This is a genomic window from Testudinibacter sp. TW-1, from assembly GCF_050613185.1.
Lineage (GTDB): Bacteria > Pseudomonadota > Gammaproteobacteria > Enterobacterales > Pasteurellaceae > Chelonobacter.
The window spans coordinates 590,179-605,599 of sequence record NZ_CP192511.1 but is presented as its reverse complement, the minus strand read 5'-3'; the positions used below and the strand labels follow the sequence as shown (position 1 = coordinate 605,599).

13 protein-coding genes are annotated in these 15,421 nt (G+C 48.7%); 10 read left to right on the top strand and 3 right to left on the bottom strand.

Annotated features, from left to right (window positions below; all coding sequences use genetic code 11):
• The first annotated feature begins 13 nt into the window (after positions 1 to 13).
• Both cysS and ACQ31U_RS02930 read left to right on the top strand, forming a co-directional pair.
• Positions 14 to 1,393: a cysteine--tRNA ligase gene (gene cysS, locus ACQ31U_RS02935; protein ID WP_431053606.1), complete on the top strand. Its 1,380-nt coding sequence runs from the start codon at positions 14 to 16 to the stop codon at positions 1,391 to 1,393.
• Positions 1,394 to 1,412: 19 nt separating this feature from the next.
• On the top strand, positions 1,413 to 2,147 hold the full coding sequence (locus tag ACQ31U_RS02930; protein ID WP_431053605.1) for a tRNA1(Val) (adenine(37)-N6)-methyltransferase: 735 nt from the start codon (positions 1,413 to 1,415) through the stop codon (positions 2,145 to 2,147).
• A 42-nt stretch (positions 2,148 to 2,189) separates the two neighbouring features.
• Here ACQ31U_RS02930 and pnuC read toward each other — a convergent pair whose 3' ends face one another.
• Positions 2,190 to 2,915 carry a nicotinamide riboside transporter PnuC gene (gene pnuC, locus ACQ31U_RS02925; RefSeq protein ID WP_431053604.1) on the bottom strand — a complete coding sequence of 242 codons (726 nt, stop codon included), beginning with the start codon at positions 2,913 to 2,915 and terminating at the stop codon, positions 2,190 to 2,192.
• 224 nt (positions 2,916 to 3,139) lie between these two features.
• Between pnuC and rapA the strand changes: the two genes are divergently transcribed.
• The 6 genes from rapA (at position 3,140) to ACQ31U_RS02895 (ending at position 10,876) form a co-directional block, all read left to right on the top strand.
• The gene (gene rapA / locus ACQ31U_RS02920) at positions 3,140 to 6,100 is read left to right on the top strand and encodes an RNA polymerase-associated protein RapA (protein ID WP_431053603.1); all 2,961 of its coding nucleotides are present in this window, start codon (positions 3,140 to 3,142) and stop codon (positions 6,098 to 6,100) included.
• Between the two features lie 15 nt (positions 6,101 to 6,115).
• Positions 6,116 to 6,775, top strand: coding sequence for a bifunctional tRNA pseudouridine(32) synthase/23S rRNA pseudouridine(746) synthase RluA (gene rluA, locus ACQ31U_RS02915; RefSeq protein ID WP_431053602.1), 660 nt, complete (start codon positions 6,116 to 6,118; stop codon positions 6,773 to 6,775).
• 99 nt (positions 6,776 to 6,874) lie between these two features.
• On the top strand, positions 6,875 to 7,945 hold the full coding sequence (locus ACQ31U_RS02910) for an ATP-binding protein (protein WP_431053601.1): 1,071 nt from the start codon (positions 6,875 to 6,877) through the stop codon (positions 7,943 to 7,945).
• A gap of 183 nt (positions 7,946 to 8,128) precedes the next feature.
• Entirely contained in the window at positions 8,129 to 10,309 is a 2,181-nt protein-coding gene (gene uvrD / locus ACQ31U_RS02905) for a DNA helicase II (RefSeq protein ID WP_431053600.1), read from the top strand.
• Between the two features lie 62 nt (positions 10,310 to 10,371).
• Positions 10,372 to 10,557: a hypothetical protein gene (locus ACQ31U_RS02900; protein ID WP_431053599.1), complete on the top strand. Its 186-nt coding sequence runs from the start codon at positions 10,372 to 10,374 to the stop codon at positions 10,555 to 10,557.
• 19 nt (positions 10,558 to 10,576) lie between these two features.
• Positions 10,577 to 10,876: a hypothetical protein gene (locus ACQ31U_RS02895; protein WP_431053598.1), complete on the top strand. Its 300-nt coding sequence runs from the start codon at positions 10,577 to 10,579 to the stop codon at positions 10,874 to 10,876.
• On the opposite strand, the gene mazG is transcribed toward ACQ31U_RS02895, so the two are convergent.
• On the bottom strand, positions 10,856 to 11,572 hold the full coding sequence (gene mazG / locus ACQ31U_RS02890; RefSeq protein ID WP_431053597.1) for a nucleoside triphosphate pyrophosphohydrolase: 717 nt from the start codon (positions 11,570 to 11,572) through the stop codon (positions 10,856 to 10,858). The genes ACQ31U_RS02895 and mazG overlap by 21 nt on opposite strands.
• A gap of 105 nt (positions 11,573 to 11,677) precedes the next feature.
• Entirely contained in the window at positions 11,678 to 11,890 is a 213-nt protein-coding gene (gene rpmE, locus ACQ31U_RS02885; protein WP_431053596.1) for a 50S ribosomal protein L31, read from the bottom strand.
• A 218-nt stretch (positions 11,891 to 12,108) separates the two neighbouring features.
• Between rpmE and priA the strand changes: the two genes are divergently transcribed.
• Together priA and ftsN are read left to right on the top strand one after the other, a co-directional pair.
• Entirely contained in the window at positions 12,109 to 14,325 is a 2,217-nt protein-coding gene (gene priA, locus ACQ31U_RS02880; protein ID WP_431053595.1) for a primosomal protein N', read from the top strand.
• A gap of 87 nt (positions 14,326 to 14,412) precedes the next feature.
• Positions 14,413 to 15,213, top strand: a complete 801-nt coding sequence (gene ftsN / locus ACQ31U_RS02875) for a cell division protein FtsN (protein WP_431053594.1) — start codon at positions 14,413 to 14,415, stop codon at positions 15,211 to 15,213.
• The last annotated feature ends 208 nt before the right edge of the window (positions 15,214 to 15,421 follow it).

The following is a 15,421-nucleotide window of genomic DNA, read 5'->3' as shown; positions in this document are numbered from 1 at the left end:
AGAGAGTGAAATCATGTTAAAAATTTATAATACCTTAAAACGAGAGAAAGAAGTGTTTACCCCGATTGAGCCGAATAAAGTCGGGATGTATGTCTGCGGCGTGACCGTGTACGACTACTGCCATATCGGGCACGGGCGCACTTTCGTTTGTTTTGACATGATCGCGCGCTATTTGCGCTACAGTGGCTATCAACTGAATTATGTGCGTAACATCACCGATGTGGACGATAAAATCATCAAGCGTGCGTTGGAAAACAACGAAAGTTGCGAGCAGTTGGTCGATCGTATGGTGGTGGAAATGCACAATGATTTCAACGCGTTGAATATCCAAGCGCCGAACAGCGAACCGCGCGCCACGCACCATATTGCGGAAATTATTGCGATTGTACAAAAACTGATTGAACGCGGGCATGCTTATGTGGCGGATAACGGCGATGTGATGTTCTCTGTGCCGAGTTTTGCCAAATACGGTTTGCTGTCACGTCAAGATTTGGAGCAATTGCAAGCCGGCGCACGCATTGAGATTTCCGCGATTAAGCAGAATCCGATGGATTTTGTGCTGTGGAAAATGTCGAAACCGAATGAGCCGAGTTGGGCTTCACCGTGGGGCAACGGTCGCCCGGGCTGGCATATCGAATGTTCGGCGATGAACCATAAAGAATTAGGTGCGCATTTTGATATTCACGGTGGTGGCTCGGATTTGATGTTCCCGCACCACGAAAATGAAATTGCGCAATCCTGCTGTGCCCACGGCGATGATTATGTCAATTATTGGATTCACTCCGGCATGATTATGGTCGACAAAGAGAAAATGTCGAAATCGCTTGGCAATTTCTTCACTGTGCGTGAGGTGCTGAAACACTATAACGGCGAAAGTGTGCGTTATTTCCTGCTGACCGCCCACTACCGCAGTCAGTTGAATTACAGCGAAGAGAACCTGAACTTGGCGCATACCGCACTTGAACGTTTATACACCGCGTTGCGTGACACCGATCCAAGTGCGGTCGCCAGCGGCGGCGAAGCGTTTGTGGCGGCGTTCAACGAGGCGATGGACGATGATTTCAACACGCCGAATGCATTGTCGGTGCTGTTTGAACTGGCAAGGGCGGTCAATAAAGCCAAACAGGAACATCCAAGCCAAGCCGACGGTTTAGCCGCACGTTTGCGTGAATTGGGCGACGTATTGGGGATTTTATATCAACAACCGGAAGCGTTTTTGCAAGCCGGTTCCGACGATGGCGAAGTGGCTGAAATCGAAGCCCTGATTCGGCAACGCAACCAAGCGCGCGCCGATAAAAACTGGGCGGCGGCAGACGAAGCACGCAATAAACTGACGGCAATGGGGATTGTGTTGGAAGACGGCGCAAACGGCACGACATGGCGCAGAGCCTAATCTTATAACTGTTATCACCGTGCCATGTTTTCGTTTCAAACAGTTTACCGTCGCCCATGATCGTTGTGCGATGAAAGTGGGCACGGATAGCATTTTGCTTGGTGCGTGGGCGCAGATTGGGCAAGTGCGGTCGGTGTTGGATATGGGCTGTGGCAGCGGGTTGCTGGCATTAATGCTGGCGCAACGTTTGGCAAAAGAAAACGCAGACTATCAGATTACCGCACTTGAACTCGATCCGCAGGCGGCGCAACAAGCGCAGCAAAATGTTATCGAATCCCCGTGGGCGCAGCAGATTGCCGTGCTTAATCAAGATCTGTTTGCGTATGCGGAAGCGGCGCAACCGCACTTTGACCTGATTATTTCCAATCCGCCGTATTTTCATATCGGCGTCGATTGCCGTAATACGGAACGGCAAACCGCGCGTTACATGGCGGAAAACGGACATTTGGCGTGGCTGTTGGCGGCGCAAAACATGCTCAATCCTAACGGCAAAATCGCGTGGGTGTTGCCGTATGCAATGGCGCGGCATTTGCAGCAACAAGTCGCGCAGACCGCACTTTACTGTGCGAAATGGTGTGAGGTGATCACCAAGCAGGGCAAAGCGCCGCAGCGGGTTTTGCTGGAATTCAGATTATTCGATCGAAGTGCGGTTCAGGCACAAACTGAGCGTAGTGAAATTGTGATTTATCAGGCGGATAATCACTATCACCCGGATTTTATTGCGTTAACCAACGCCTTTTATTTGAAATTTTAGGGGAAAGCGTGTGCAGACGATAACGCCTGCACAGCGAAGTGATTAGGCGGTTTGCTGGGTTTTGACCATTCTCGCCCAGTTGTGGTAGCCGTAAATCGAGTTCCACAGATACATGATATACATCACCAATAACGGCAAACTGGTTTCGCCGTTTTTAATCCACATTGCCGTCCATAGGCTGACGGTTAGCAGATTGACCACAATCCACAACACCCACTGCTCACGGTAACGCAACACCATCAGAATTTGCGCCACGATCGAAACTACCACGGTTACGCCGTCCAATGCCGGCAAGGCACTGCCCAAGTTGTGCAGCAGTTGAATGTAGGCATAAGTTCCGATTACCGCGGCTGAAATCACAATTCCCCACTGTTTCAGGGTTAATGCCTTGGCGATCACTTCTTCGTATTGGTCGGTTTGTGCACTGGTTTTGATATGCATATGGCGGCGCCATACATAGAAACCGATAAATTGCACCGGCACATACACCAACAGATTCAGCATCATTTCGCCATATAATTTAAAGGTATAGGAAATATAGGCGTAGCAAGTCACACTGATAAAACCGAAAATATAATTACTGATTTTGCCCTTACTGACAAAGATGACGCATAAAATGCCGCTGATTGCGGCAATGGTAGCGATTATCGAATCGGGTTGGATAACGAAAATGGCGATTTGGATGCTTAAAAACAGAGCGATCCAGACGATTTCGAAATGGGTCCAACCGGAAAATAGTTCGTTTTTGGCTTTAGTTACAATACTCACGTTAATGGATTCCTAGATAAGCGAATGATTTTTGGAAATTATATATCACATCTTTACATAAGTAACCCGATTTTAGCTAAAATTTGGATAATATTCGCCAGCTTTTGCATTGGAATTGCGCTCTTTTAGATTAAAAAATCACTAAGCGAAATTTTTCTGATAAAAACGTTAAATAAATTGCCGGATTCCTCTATAATCAGCGCCTTTCAAATACAGGCAACAACATGGGTAATAAGGCGGACATGACAACCTTTGCGACAGGACAATTTGCGATAGGACAACGCTGGATCAGCGAAAGTGAAAACGGATTAGGGCTGGGTGTGGTGGTCGGTGTGGAGCAACGCACGGTCAGCCTGCTGTTTCCGGCGGCAAATGAACAACGGGTGTATGCCTTTGCTTCCGCACCGTTAACGCGCGTGCAGTTTACGCCGGGGGATAAAATCAAAAGCCACGAGGGTTGGCAGTTGCAGATTGAGCACATTGCGGAACAGCAAGGGGTGTTGAGCTATCACGGGATTCGTTTGGATAACGGCGAAAGTGCGGTATTGCGGGAAATGGAGCTGGATCACAATATCTCTTTCAGCAAGCCGCAAGAGCGGTTATTTGCCGCGCAAATTGATCGCAACGAGCATTTTAACCTGCGTTATCAAGCGCTTGTTCATCAACAGGCACAGTTCCAATCGCCGTTGCGTGGGCTGCGCGGCATTCGTGCCGGTTTGATCCCGCACCAGTTGCACATTGCCACCCAAGTCGGACATCGGATTGCGCCGCGCGTGTTGCTGGCGGACGAAGTCGGCTTGGGCAAAACCATTGAAGCCGGCATGATTTTGCAACAGCAACTGTTCAGCGGCAAGGTGGAGCGTGCGCTGATTTTGGTGCCGGAAAGCTTGCAACATCAATGGCTGGTGGAAATGCTGCGCCGTTTTAACCTTAATTTTTCGCTGTTTGACGAAGAACGTAGCCAAGATTTTGATCGGCGGAATAATGAAAGTGCGGTTGAGACGGCATTAGAAAATCCGTTTGATAGCGAAGCGTTGGTGATCTGTTCGCTCGATTGGCTGGTGCAACAGCCGCAACGTGCCGCGCAGTTGTGCCAAAGCGATTGGGATATGCTGATTGTCGATGAAGCGCACCATTTGCAATGGAGCGAAGCGCAACCGAGCCGTGAATATCAACTGGTCGAAACGCTGGCGCAACAGATTCCGTCAGTGCTGCTGCTGACCGCCACGCCGGAACAATTGGGGCAAGAGAGCCATTTTGCCCGATTGAAACTGCTCGATCCCGAGCGTTTTTACGATTACGCCGCATTTGTGCAAGAACAGCAACAATATCAACCGGTTGCCGACGCGGTCAATACCCTGTTAAATGACAACACGCTAAGTGCGGTTGAGCAAAACAGCATTGCCGAGCTATTGTCCGAGCAAGACGTTGAGCCGCTGTTTAAAATCATCAACGGCAAGCAATCGTCCTGCGAACAACAAACGGCGGCACGACAAGAGCTGATCAGCAATCTGATTGACCGTCACGGCACAAGCCGCGTGCTGTTTCGCAACACGCGCCAAGTGGTGAAAGGCTTCCCGAACCGCACTTTGCACCAAATCAAATTGGAACTGCCGAAGCAGTATCAAAACGCGCTCAAGGTGTGGAATATGTTGGGCGAAGAGGTCGCCGCCGACGTGCTGTTCTATCCGGAAATGCTGTTCCAAAAACTCAATCCGAGTGCGGCGTGGTGGGATTTTGATCCAAGGATTGAGTGGTTGATCACTTTCCTGAAAAATCGGCGTGAGGAAAAAATTCTGCTGATTTGCCAGCACGCCAATACTGCGATTCAGTTGGAGCAAATTTTGCGTGAGAAAGAGGGCATTCGCGCCGCGGTGTTCCACGAAAAAATGAGTATCATTGAGCGCGATAAAGCCGCCGCCTACTTTGCCCAAGCGGAAGAGGGCGCGCAGATTTTGCTCAGTTCGACCATCGGTTCGGAGGGGCGCAACTTCCAGTTCGCGTCCAATTTGGTGCTGTTTAATCTGCCGACCAATCCCGATTTATTGGAGCAGTGTATCGGGCGTTTGGATCGGATCGGGCAGCAACACGATATTCAAATTTATGTGCCGTTTTTTGCCGACAGCAGCCAACAATTGTTGGCGCAGTGGTACCACGACGGCTTGAATGCGTTTGAAGAAACCTGCCCGATGGGGGCGGCGATTTTCGCACAACAAAAAGTGCGCTTGCAGGCGTTTTTAACCGACGAAGCAGACGGCGACGATTTCGCCCAATTTGTTAAAACCACGCGCCAACAGCGCGAGCAACTGAAACTTGAGTTGGAACAAGGACGTGATCGTTTGTTGGAACTGAATTCCAACGGCGGCGAAAGCGCACAACAGCTTGCCGCCGAGATTGCCAACGATGACGCCAGCACCGATTTGATTCAATTCAGCCTCAGCCTGTTTGATATTATCGGCTTGGAGCAGGAAGATTTGGGCGAGAAAAGCATTGTCATTCACCCGACCGGGCACATGCTGGTGCCGGATTTCCCGGGCTTGAAAGAGGACGGCAGCACGGTAACCTTTGATCGCCGCTTGGCATTGGCGCGCGAAGAATTGGAATTTTTGACCTGGGATCACCCGATAATCCGCAACGGCATTGATTTGATTACCGCCGGCGACATCGGCAAAAGTGCGGTCTCGTTGCTGATTAACAAAGCGCTACCGGCTGGCACGCTGCTACTGGAACTAGTTTATGTGGTGGAAGTGCAAGCGCCGCCGGCGTTACAGCTCACCCGCTTCTTACCACCGACCCCGATTCGCTTGTTGCTCGACAGCAAAGGCAATGATTTGTCGGATAAAGTGGCGGTGAGTGCGTTACAAAAACAACTCAAGCCAATCGGCAAAAATATGGCGAACAAAGTGGTGAAAATGACGCGAAGTGCGGTTGAACATGCGTTGCAACGGGGCGACAATCTGATCGGCGCCAAAGCGCACGCCTTGATTGAAGAGGCAAAACGCAACGCCGAACAGCAACTGAACGGCGAATACCAACGCTTGACCGCACTTCAGGCAGTGAATAAAAATATCCGTCAGGACGAAGTGACCGCACTTGAGCAATTGCAACAGCAAGCGCTGCAACAGTTGCAACAAGCGAGCTGGCGCTTAGATTGCCTGCGCGTGATTGTCAGCAATAAGGAATAGCAACAAGGAACAACAATGGCATTGATTCATTACGATCCACCGACCGAGCCGTGGCTGGAGATTGTCTATCAAGACAACTATGTTGCCGCGATCAACAAACCGAGCGGTTTGCTTTCCGTACCGGGCAACCGCCCGGAATATCTCGACAGCGCCACCACGCGCGTGCGGCAAAAATTCGGTTTTGCCGAAGCGGTGCACCGTTTGGACATGGCGACCAGCGGCATTATTCTGTTCGCTTTGAGCAAAAAAGCCGAGCAAGAACTGAAACGCCAATTCCGCGATCGCGAAACCAAAAAGCACTATCAGGCGTTGGTGTGGGGACACCCCGAAGCCGACAGCGGTTTTATCAATCTGCCGCTGATTTGCGATTGGGAAAACCGTCCGCGCCAGAAAATCTGTTACGAGCGCGGCAAAAGAGCGGTCACCCATTATGAAGTGTTGGCGCGCTACCCGAACAACAGCGCACGGGTGCGCCTGACGCCGATCACCGGGCGCTCGCACCAGTTGCGCGTGCATATGCTGGCATTGGGACACCCGATTTTAGGCGATAAATTCTACGCCCACCCTGCCGCCAAAGCCCTTGCGCCGCGTTTGTGCCTGCACGCCGAATCGCTGACCGTCACTCATCCGATTAACGGCGAGCCGATAACCTTTGCGGTTGAAGCTGAGTTTTAGTTCTGCAAAGCGGGTAAAATTAGCTGAAATTATACTCAACTTGTATAATTATACATTGTGAGTATAATTTAGTATAATTTTATCCAGCCGGGGGGATTTATGCTGATTCGAGATCCACTTTATTTTCACCGCACGACATTGGCGGAAACACTGTTAGCCAACTTTAAATCGGGTATTTTTCATGCGCTCACGCTTTTTGCACCGCGCCGAATGGGAAAAACCCAGTTTTTGCTTAATGACGTCGCCCCGCTAGCAGAGATGCAAGGTTTCAGAGTGTTTTATCACAGTTTTATGGACAGCGATAATGACTTTCGTGCTTCTCTACAACTGTTTTCTGAAAATAAAAACAATAAGGTGAAAGGTTGGTTTTCTCAAATCAAAGGTATTTCGATTGCCGGCAGTGGCGTTGAGCTGGACAAGCAAACGGCGGCTGAGCCGATCAGTCAAATTATCGCGCGTTTGGCGGATGAGAAAAAACCGACCTTATTACTGCTCGATGAAATTCAAGAATTGGCGCGCGGTGTGAATAATAGCAATGTGGTCGGTTCGTTACGAACAGGGCTAGATTTATATCGCGATAAAATTAAAGTGATTTTTACCGGCTCATCTACCAATGATTTGCGCGTGATGTTTAATGACGGCAAAGCCCCGTTTTTTCACTTTTCGCATCAAATTGATTTTCCACCGTTGGGGCGTGATTTTTCCGATTTTTTAGCGGATATTTACCAGCAGAGAACAGAAGCATTCATCGACAAAACCGCACTTTATCAAATTTTTCTACGTCTGAACCAAACACCGATGTACTTGCGCCAGATTATTGAACGAATGATTATTAACCCCGCATTAACGCTTGAACAAGCCACTGAAATTCAGCTGACTCAAAGCGGCACCGGTGCCGATTACCACAAAGTGTGGCAAGCATTGACGGCATTGGATCAGCAATTATTATTAGTGATTGCAAAAGGCGAAACCGCACTTTATAGCGAACGTAACCGACATGAACTTGCAAGTAGATTGGGCGTGGCAGAGGTGAAAACCTCATCCATCCAGGGCAGCGTACGTAAGTTAGAAAATCGTGAATTGCTGACCAGAGATACTAAAAATAAGCAGTCTATCAATGAAAGTGCATTTAAAACATGGATTTTAGATCAATCGGTTAGTCAAAATTAGCTGAAATTATACTTAGAACGTATAATTATACTTTCACCATATAATTTGTACTAAAACCATATAAAGTGCGGTATTGCGTTGCAGTAACCGCACTTTCCCCGAAAAAATCATTTCCCTGATATGAAATCCTGCTATAATTCTGCTGTATAAATAAACAGTAAAACGTAAGCGAACGGCGGCAAAATGGATATTTCAGAATTATTGGACGGGTTGAACGACAAACAGCGTGAGGCGGTGGCTGCGCCGTTGGGTAATTATCTGGTGCTTGCCGGGGCGGGCAGCGGCAAAACTCGGGTGCTGACCCACCGTATTGCATGGTTGGTCGGGGTGGAGCACGCGCCGGAATCCTCGATTTTAGCGGTGACCTTCACCAATAAAGCCGCTGCGGAAATGCGCCATCGGATCAGCGCAACTTTGCAACGCGAGCAGTCGCAAGGGCTGTTCGGTATGTGGATCGGCACGTTTCACAGCATTGCCAACCGCCTGTTGCGCGCCCATTATCCCGATGCCAATCTGCCGCAAGATTTCCAAATTTTAGACTCGGAAGACCAAGTGCGGTTGCTGAAACGGCTGATGAAACTGCACAATTACGATGAAAAAAACTTTCCGCCAAAACAAGCCTGTTGGTATATTAATCACCAAAAAGATAACGGCTTGCGTCCGCACCAAATCGATGATCATAATGACCGTAGCGAACGTGAATGGATTCGGATTTACCAAATCTATCAAGATGCCTGTGATCGTGCCGGCTTGGTGGATTTTGCCGAATTGCTGCTGCGCGCTTATGAATTGTGGCTGAAAAAACCGCTGATTTTGCAACGCTATCAACAGCGTTTTCAGCATATTCTGGTTGATGAATTTCAAGACACCAACAACATTCAATATGCGTGGATCAAACTGCTCGCCGGCGAACAAGGCAAGGTGATGATTGTCGGCGATGACGATCAATCGATCTACGGCTGGCGCGGTGCGAAAATTGAAAATATCCAACGTTTCTTACAGGACTATCCGCAAGCACAAACCATTCGTTTGGAACAAAATTACCGTTCGACCGGCAATATTTTGCAAGCGGCGAATCAACTTATTGCCAATAACAGCGACCGTTTAGGTAAAAATTTATGGACTGACGGCGATCAGGGCGAGCCGGTTGGTATCTATTGTGCCTTTAACGAACTGGACGAAGCGCGTTTTGTGGTGTCGCAGATTAAACAATGGCAGCAAGACGGCGGCGATTACCATGATTGTGCGGTGTTGTATCGCAGCAACAGCCAGTCGCGCGTGCTGGAAGAGGCGTTATTACAGGCGCAAATTCCATATCGGATTTACGGCGGTATGCGCTTTTTTGAACGGCAGGAGATCAAAGATGCCTTGGCGTATCTACGCCTGATTGCCAACCGCAATGATGATGCGGCTTTTGAGCGGGTGGTGAATACGCCGCCGCGCGGCATCGGCGACCGTACGTTGGATACCTTGCGCCAGCTGACGCGCGAACGCCAAATCACGTTATGGCAAGCCACCAATTTGGCGATTGAAGAAAACAAATTGGCGGGCAGAGCCGCCACGGCGTTGCTGCGTTTTATGGAGTTAATCAGCGCACTGGAGCAGGACAGTTGTGAGATGCCGCTGTTTGCCCAGACGGATTTTGTGATTAAACATTCCGGTTTGTACCAAATGTATCAACAGGAAAAAGGCGAAAAGGGCGAAGTGCGGATCGAAAACTTGGAAGAGTTGGTTTCCGCCACCCGTGAATTTATCAAGCCGGACGAAGCGGACGAGATGACCGATTTAACCGCATTTTTAACCCACGCTTCGCTTGAAGCCGGCGAGGGGCAGGCGGATCGCCACCAACCGAGCGTGGAGATGATGACCCTGCATTCCGCCAAAGGCTTGGAGTTTCCGCGCGTGTTTATCGTCGGCATGGAAGAGGGCATTTTCCCCAGCCGCATGGCGTTGGAGGAGAGCGGTCGTTTGGAAGAAGAACGGCGCTTGGCGTATGTCGGTATCACCCGCGCCAAGCAGCAACTGACCATCAGCTACGCCGAAAGCCGCCGTTTATACGGCAAAGAAGAACGCCACATCGTTTCCCGTTTTGTCAGCGAACTGCCACCGGACTGTATCCGCGAAATCCGCCTGCGCGGCACGGTCACGCGCTCTTTCACGCAAAGTGCGGTCAGCCATTCAGGAATTAACCTGTTGAATCAAAGCGAATGGAAAATGGGACAAAAAGTCAACCACGCCAAATTCGGCAACGGCACGATTATCAACGTTGAAGGCAGCGATAACAACACCCGCTTACAAATCGCCTTTCAAAATCAAGGGATTAAATGGCTGATTGCGCATTTGGCGAAGTTGGAGAAGATTTAGTTATCGCGTAAGAATCGGTTAAGTTGTAGAATAAGTAAACAAATTGCAAAAAAGGAGTGCTTATGCAATTAACATTAGAACAGGAAAATGCATTGTTAGCTCGTTATATCGAAGTGAAACAGCAAGATACGCTGATTGAAACCAGTAGGGAAGCGATCAGAGAACTAGCGAATCAAAAGCGAGCGGCATATCGTCAGAACAAAAAAATTATTGATGAAGTTTTTTACGATGAAGTGGTAAACGCTTAATAAAAACCTTTTGGATTTTATGGCGTTGCTATCAGATGATACGCTAGTCTTTTTTGAAAAATCCTTAGATAAATATGAAATTGTCTTGAGCCCATTTTCGGTTGAGATTAATAGTTATGTTTCCATTCACTGTATTGTTGAAGGTGATATGGCAACAATTTTGTCATTTAATTATGGCAAATACACCAATCTAAACTATGGAGAAGCAAGGGCGGAATTGGAATTTATCCGAGCCTTGGAGGCTAAGTATTTTGAATCCAATTCCTATATTGAATTATCTCCGAAAAATCGCCTTAAATTATTTAAAATGTTTGCTTGATGAAGACTGTTCAAATTCCCTCGCCCGTTGTTCAAAGCGGCTGTTTTCGTCGCGTAGCAAGGTTTCGGCTTGTAGCTCCAGTTGGCGGCAGAGGTTGCTGACGCTGAACAGCAATTCTGCCAGCAGCTTGGCGGCGTGATCTTGATTGGTGGCGACCGCACTTTTGATTGCTGCCAGTTGTTGTTCGGCTTGGGCGATAGTTTGTGCAACGGTAGTGGGTTGATAACCCAATTTCTTGGCGCGTTTTTGCAGTTTTTCAGCCCGCAATAACGCCGGCAAGGCGTGCGGCACATCGTCCAGCAATGAGGTTTGCTGTTTGTCCAAACGCTCTTGCTTTTTTTTATTTTCCCAATTTTTTAAGGCTTCCGTGGCGCTGTCCGCCGAGATATCGCCGAACACATGCGGGTGGCGGCGGATCAGTTTTTCGCTCAGGGTTTCCACCACGTCGTTAAACTGAAAGCGTTGCTCTTCGTTGGCAAGCTGGCTGAGAAACACCACTTGCAGCAACAGATCGCCCAATTCTTCCTTTAATGCGCTAAAATCCTCGGTTTGAATCGCTTCCACTACTTCGTAACTCTCCTCCAGCAGATACGGCACAATGCTGCGGTAATCCTGTTCCAAATCCCACGGACAGCCCCCGTTAGGGTTACGCAGTTGAGCCATAATCTCGAGCAGTTGTTGAATCGGTGTCGTCATCGGATTTCCTTCTTTGTAATAAAAGTGCGGTCTGGGCGATCAGTATAACGCATAAAAAAACCGATTCCATCGCTGAAATCGGTTTCTTTTTCGTTATAGCAACGATTATTTCGTGCCCGGAATGCTGAAACGTTTGTTGAAACGTTCTACACGACCACCGGTGTCAACCACGCGTTGTTTACCAGTATAGAACGGGTGGCACACGCCGCACACGTCCAAGTTGATGTCACGTCCGATAGTAGAACGTGTTTTGATGACGTTACCGCAAGAACAGGTTGCAGTCACTTCTTTGTATTCAGGGTGGATACCTTGTTTCATAGAAAACCTCAGATTGAAGCCATATCGCTATCGGGAGCGTGCCCGACACCATATGTAGTTAATAATACGCGCAATGCGCAGTTGTTTTAAAGACGGCGGATTATACAGCATTAAGTGCGGTTAAGCAATAGCCGCGTCAGCGCGTTATTGTCAGGACAATATCGGCGAAAATCCGCTATACTACCGTTCTTTATTCATCTCACGAGTTTAATGGCGTTATGCGTTTGATTCGAGTTGCGTTGGCAATTCCCTTGGCACGTTATTTTGATTATTTGGTTGATGACTCGGCGATTCTCGCGGTTGGCAGCCGTGTCGTGGTGCCGTTCGGACGGCAAAAACGGATTGGAATTGTGATCGACTTTCCGCAACAGAGCGAGGTCGCCGCCGCGCAGTTAAAACCGATTACGGCGGTATTAGATCGGCAATCGCTGTTTAGCGACGAATTATATTCGTTGCTGCAATGGGCGGCGAATTATTATCAAACCGGTTTGGGCGAGGTGCTGTTTCAGGCGTTGCCGGTCAAATTGCGCCAAGGCGAGGCGAATCAAAGAGCGGTCAGTGCCGTGTGGAAAATCACAGCACAAGGGCAAACCGCACTTGCCAACGGCGAGTTGAAACGCGCGAAAAAACAGCGACAGGCATTAGCGCAATTGGCGCAAAACGGCGAAACGGAGCAAGGCTCGACCGAGTTTGCCCGTGCGATTTATACGGCATTACAGGAAAAAGGGCTGATTCTTGCGCAACAACAGCCGTATCACGTTACGTGCTGGCAAACCGCACTTGCCGATGAAAATTGGCTGAATCAAGCGGATAAATTACGCCTGAACAAGCAACAAGCCTTAGCGGTGAGTGCAGTGAATTTTAGCGACGGTTTTCAAGCGTGGTTGTTGGATGGCGTCACCGGTTCGGGCAAAACCGAAGTGTATCTGCATTTAATGGAAAAGGTGTTGGCAGAGGGCAAACAGGTGCTGTTGCTGATTCCTGAAATCGGCTTAACCCCGCAGTTGGTACGCAGCGTGCAGAACCGGTTCAATCTGCCGATTGATGTGTTGCATTCCAATTTAAGCGACAGCCAACGCTTGTTGGCGTGGCAGCGTGCGCAAAGCGGCGAAAGTGCGGTGGTGGTCGGCACGCGATCCGCACTTTTCAGCCAATTCCAACGGCTCGGCTTGATTATTCTTGATGAAGAGCATGATCTTTCCTATAAACAGCAAGACTCCAGTTGGCGACATCATGCGCGCGATTTGGCGGTGATACGGGCGCGAAATAACGGCATTTCGATTGTGCTCGGCAGTGCCACGCCCAGTTTGGAAAGCTTGGCGAATGTGCAGAGCGGCAAATATCGCCATTTGGTGCTCAATCAGCGCGCGATGAACAGCAATGCCTTGAGCCATCGGGTGTTGGATCTTAAAAAACAACGGGTGGATCGCGGTTTATCCGAGCAATTATTACACTTAATGCGCCAACATTTGGAGAAAGGCAATCAAGTGTTGCTGTTTTTGAACCGACGCGGTTACGCACCGATTTTGTTGTGTCACGAGTGCGGTTGGATTGCCGAATGTGCGAGCTGCGAACGCCCTTATACTTACCATAAAAAACAAAACAGTCTGACTTGCCATCATTGCGAGCGCAAGGTGAAAGTGCCGCGCCAATGTCCGAAGTGCGGTTCGACCCATTTGATCACCGCAGGCGTAGGCACGGAGCAGTTGGAAAGCGCGCTGGCGGAGAAATTTCCGGAGTACGGCATTGCACGGATTGACCGCGACACCACTGCACGCAAAGGCGCAATGGAAACCCGGTTGCAACAGATTAAAACACGGCAACGACGGATTTTGATCGGCACGCAAATGTTGGCGAAAGGACACCATTTTCCCGATGTGACGTTGGTGGCGATGGTGAATATCGACGGCGCGCTTTTTTCGGAAGATTTCCGCAGCGAAGAACGTTTGGCGCAGTTGTATGTGCAAGTGGCGGGGCGTGCCGGACGTGGTGACAAAGCCGGCGAAGTGGTGCTGCAAACCCATTTTCCACAACATAGCCTGCTGCAAACCCTGTTACAACAAGGCTATGCCGAATTTGCCAAAAAGGCATTGCAGCAGCGGCAAAGTATCGGCTTGCCACCGTTTGCGGCGCAGGCGTTATTTCGAGTAAAAAGTAAAAACAGCCAAAGTGCGGTTGTGTACCTGCAACAAGTGGCGGCATTCTTTCAAGATTACAGCCAAAAACAGCCGCTTGACAGTTTGCAAATTCTCGGACCGATTGAAGCGTTGCAGGCGAAAAAAGCCGGGCAATACCAATGGCATTTATTGTTACAACACCCCTCAAGAGCGGTATTGCAGCATTGCCTGCAAGTCTTTTCCAGCCATAAACCGCAGTTGAATTTGGATCAAAACATCCGTTGCGTGCTGGATATTGATCCGCAGGATTTCAGTTAGGTAGAAAATAGAGGCTAGGATTTTGACATTTTTTTAAGTAAAATTGCTGTTTAATTGTGATAACGTTTAAATAAATAGGGAATTTCAGTGGTTCAGCGTGATTATGCCACTCGGGGCAGAGCGACATCAAAGAAAAAAGCCAATAAGGTGAATAAAGGGCTGCTGTTAGGCATTGCTTTTGCAATGGTAGCGATTTTTGCGGCTGGTTTGTATCTATTAAAAGAAAAATCGACAGAAAGCGGCGCGGTGGTTGCGACAGTCGATAAAGTTGAAGAAAACAAACCAAAAAGCACTTTGCCGAGCCGTCCCGAAGAGGTGTGGAGCTATATTCGTGATTTGGAAACGCGTGAAATTCCGATCGATAATAGCCCGAAAAGTTTGGATAAAGTGCAAAACTTAACCGAAGAACAGAAAAAGATTTTGCAGATGTTGGAGCGTGATGCCGAAGCCGCAGAAGCCGCAAAAAATGATAAAAATGTAGCAGTGCAGGCACAAGTGCAACAAACACTGAAGCATAATGAGCCGAATGCCACGATTGCGCCTCCGGTTGTGGTGGAAAAACCAAAAGCGCAAACGAATACCAAACCTGTAGAAAGTAAACCGGCAGAAGTGGTACAGGCAAAACCAAAACAAGAAAGCAGCGCAGCGCAGCAAACCAAGAAAACGGCTTCAACTGCGAAATTCGGCTTGCAATGTGGCGCATTTAAAAACCGTGAACAAGCAGAGAACTTGCAGGCACGTTTGGTGATGGCTGGTTTTGATGCGCGTGTCAGCAGTAGTTCGACCTTCAACCGTATTTTTATTGGGCCGATTGGCGATCGTGCCGCTGCCAATGCCACCTTGCAAAAAGCCAAGGGTGTAACGGAGTGTGTTGTGATCGGTATGTAACCGCACTTTATTATCAAAAATAGTCAGAAAAACGGTTGAAAGGATAAATTTCAACCGTTTTGTTTTAATTAACGTTTAAAAAAAGATCAAACGCAAAAAATAACGATCTTTTTGCAAAAAAGATCTTGCCAAAAAATTTTGCCGCCCTATAATGCGCTTCCACTGACGGCGACAACGCAAAACGGCGTGGCAAGTCGGTGAAAGTGAA

Coding starts and splice junctions, on each gene's coding strand:
- ACQ31U_RS02895 (WP_431053598.1), top strand. CDS start 10,577: ATGGCGTTGCTATCAGATGATACGCTAGTCTTTTTTGAAAAATCCTTA.
- rpmE (WP_431053596.1), bottom strand. CDS start 11,890: ATGAAACAAGGTATCCACCCTGAATACAAAGAAGTGACTGCAACCTGT.
- priA (WP_431053595.1), top strand. CDS start 12,109: ATGCGTTTGATTCGAGTTGCGTTGGCAATTCCCTTGGCACGTTATTTT.
- mazG (WP_431053597.1), bottom strand. CDS start 11,572: ATGACGACACCGATTCAACAACTGCTCGAGATTATGGCTCAACTGCGT.
- cysS (WP_431053606.1), top strand. CDS start 14: ATGTTAAAAATTTATAATACCTTAAAACGAGAGAAAGAAGTGTTTACC.
- rluA (WP_431053602.1), top strand. CDS start 6,116: ATGGCATTGATTCATTACGATCCACCGACCGAGCCGTGGCTGGAGATT.
- rapA (WP_431053603.1), top strand. CDS start 3,140: ATGGGTAATAAGGCGGACATGACAACCTTTGCGACAGGACAATTTGCG.
- uvrD (WP_431053600.1), top strand. CDS start 8,129: ATGGATATTTCAGAATTATTGGACGGGTTGAACGACAAACAGCGTGAG.
- ACQ31U_RS02910 (WP_431053601.1), top strand. CDS start 6,875: ATGCTGATTCGAGATCCACTTTATTTTCACCGCACGACATTGGCGGAA.
- ACQ31U_RS02900 (WP_431053599.1), top strand. CDS start 10,372: ATGCAATTAACATTAGAACAGGAAAATGCATTGTTAGCTCGTTATATC.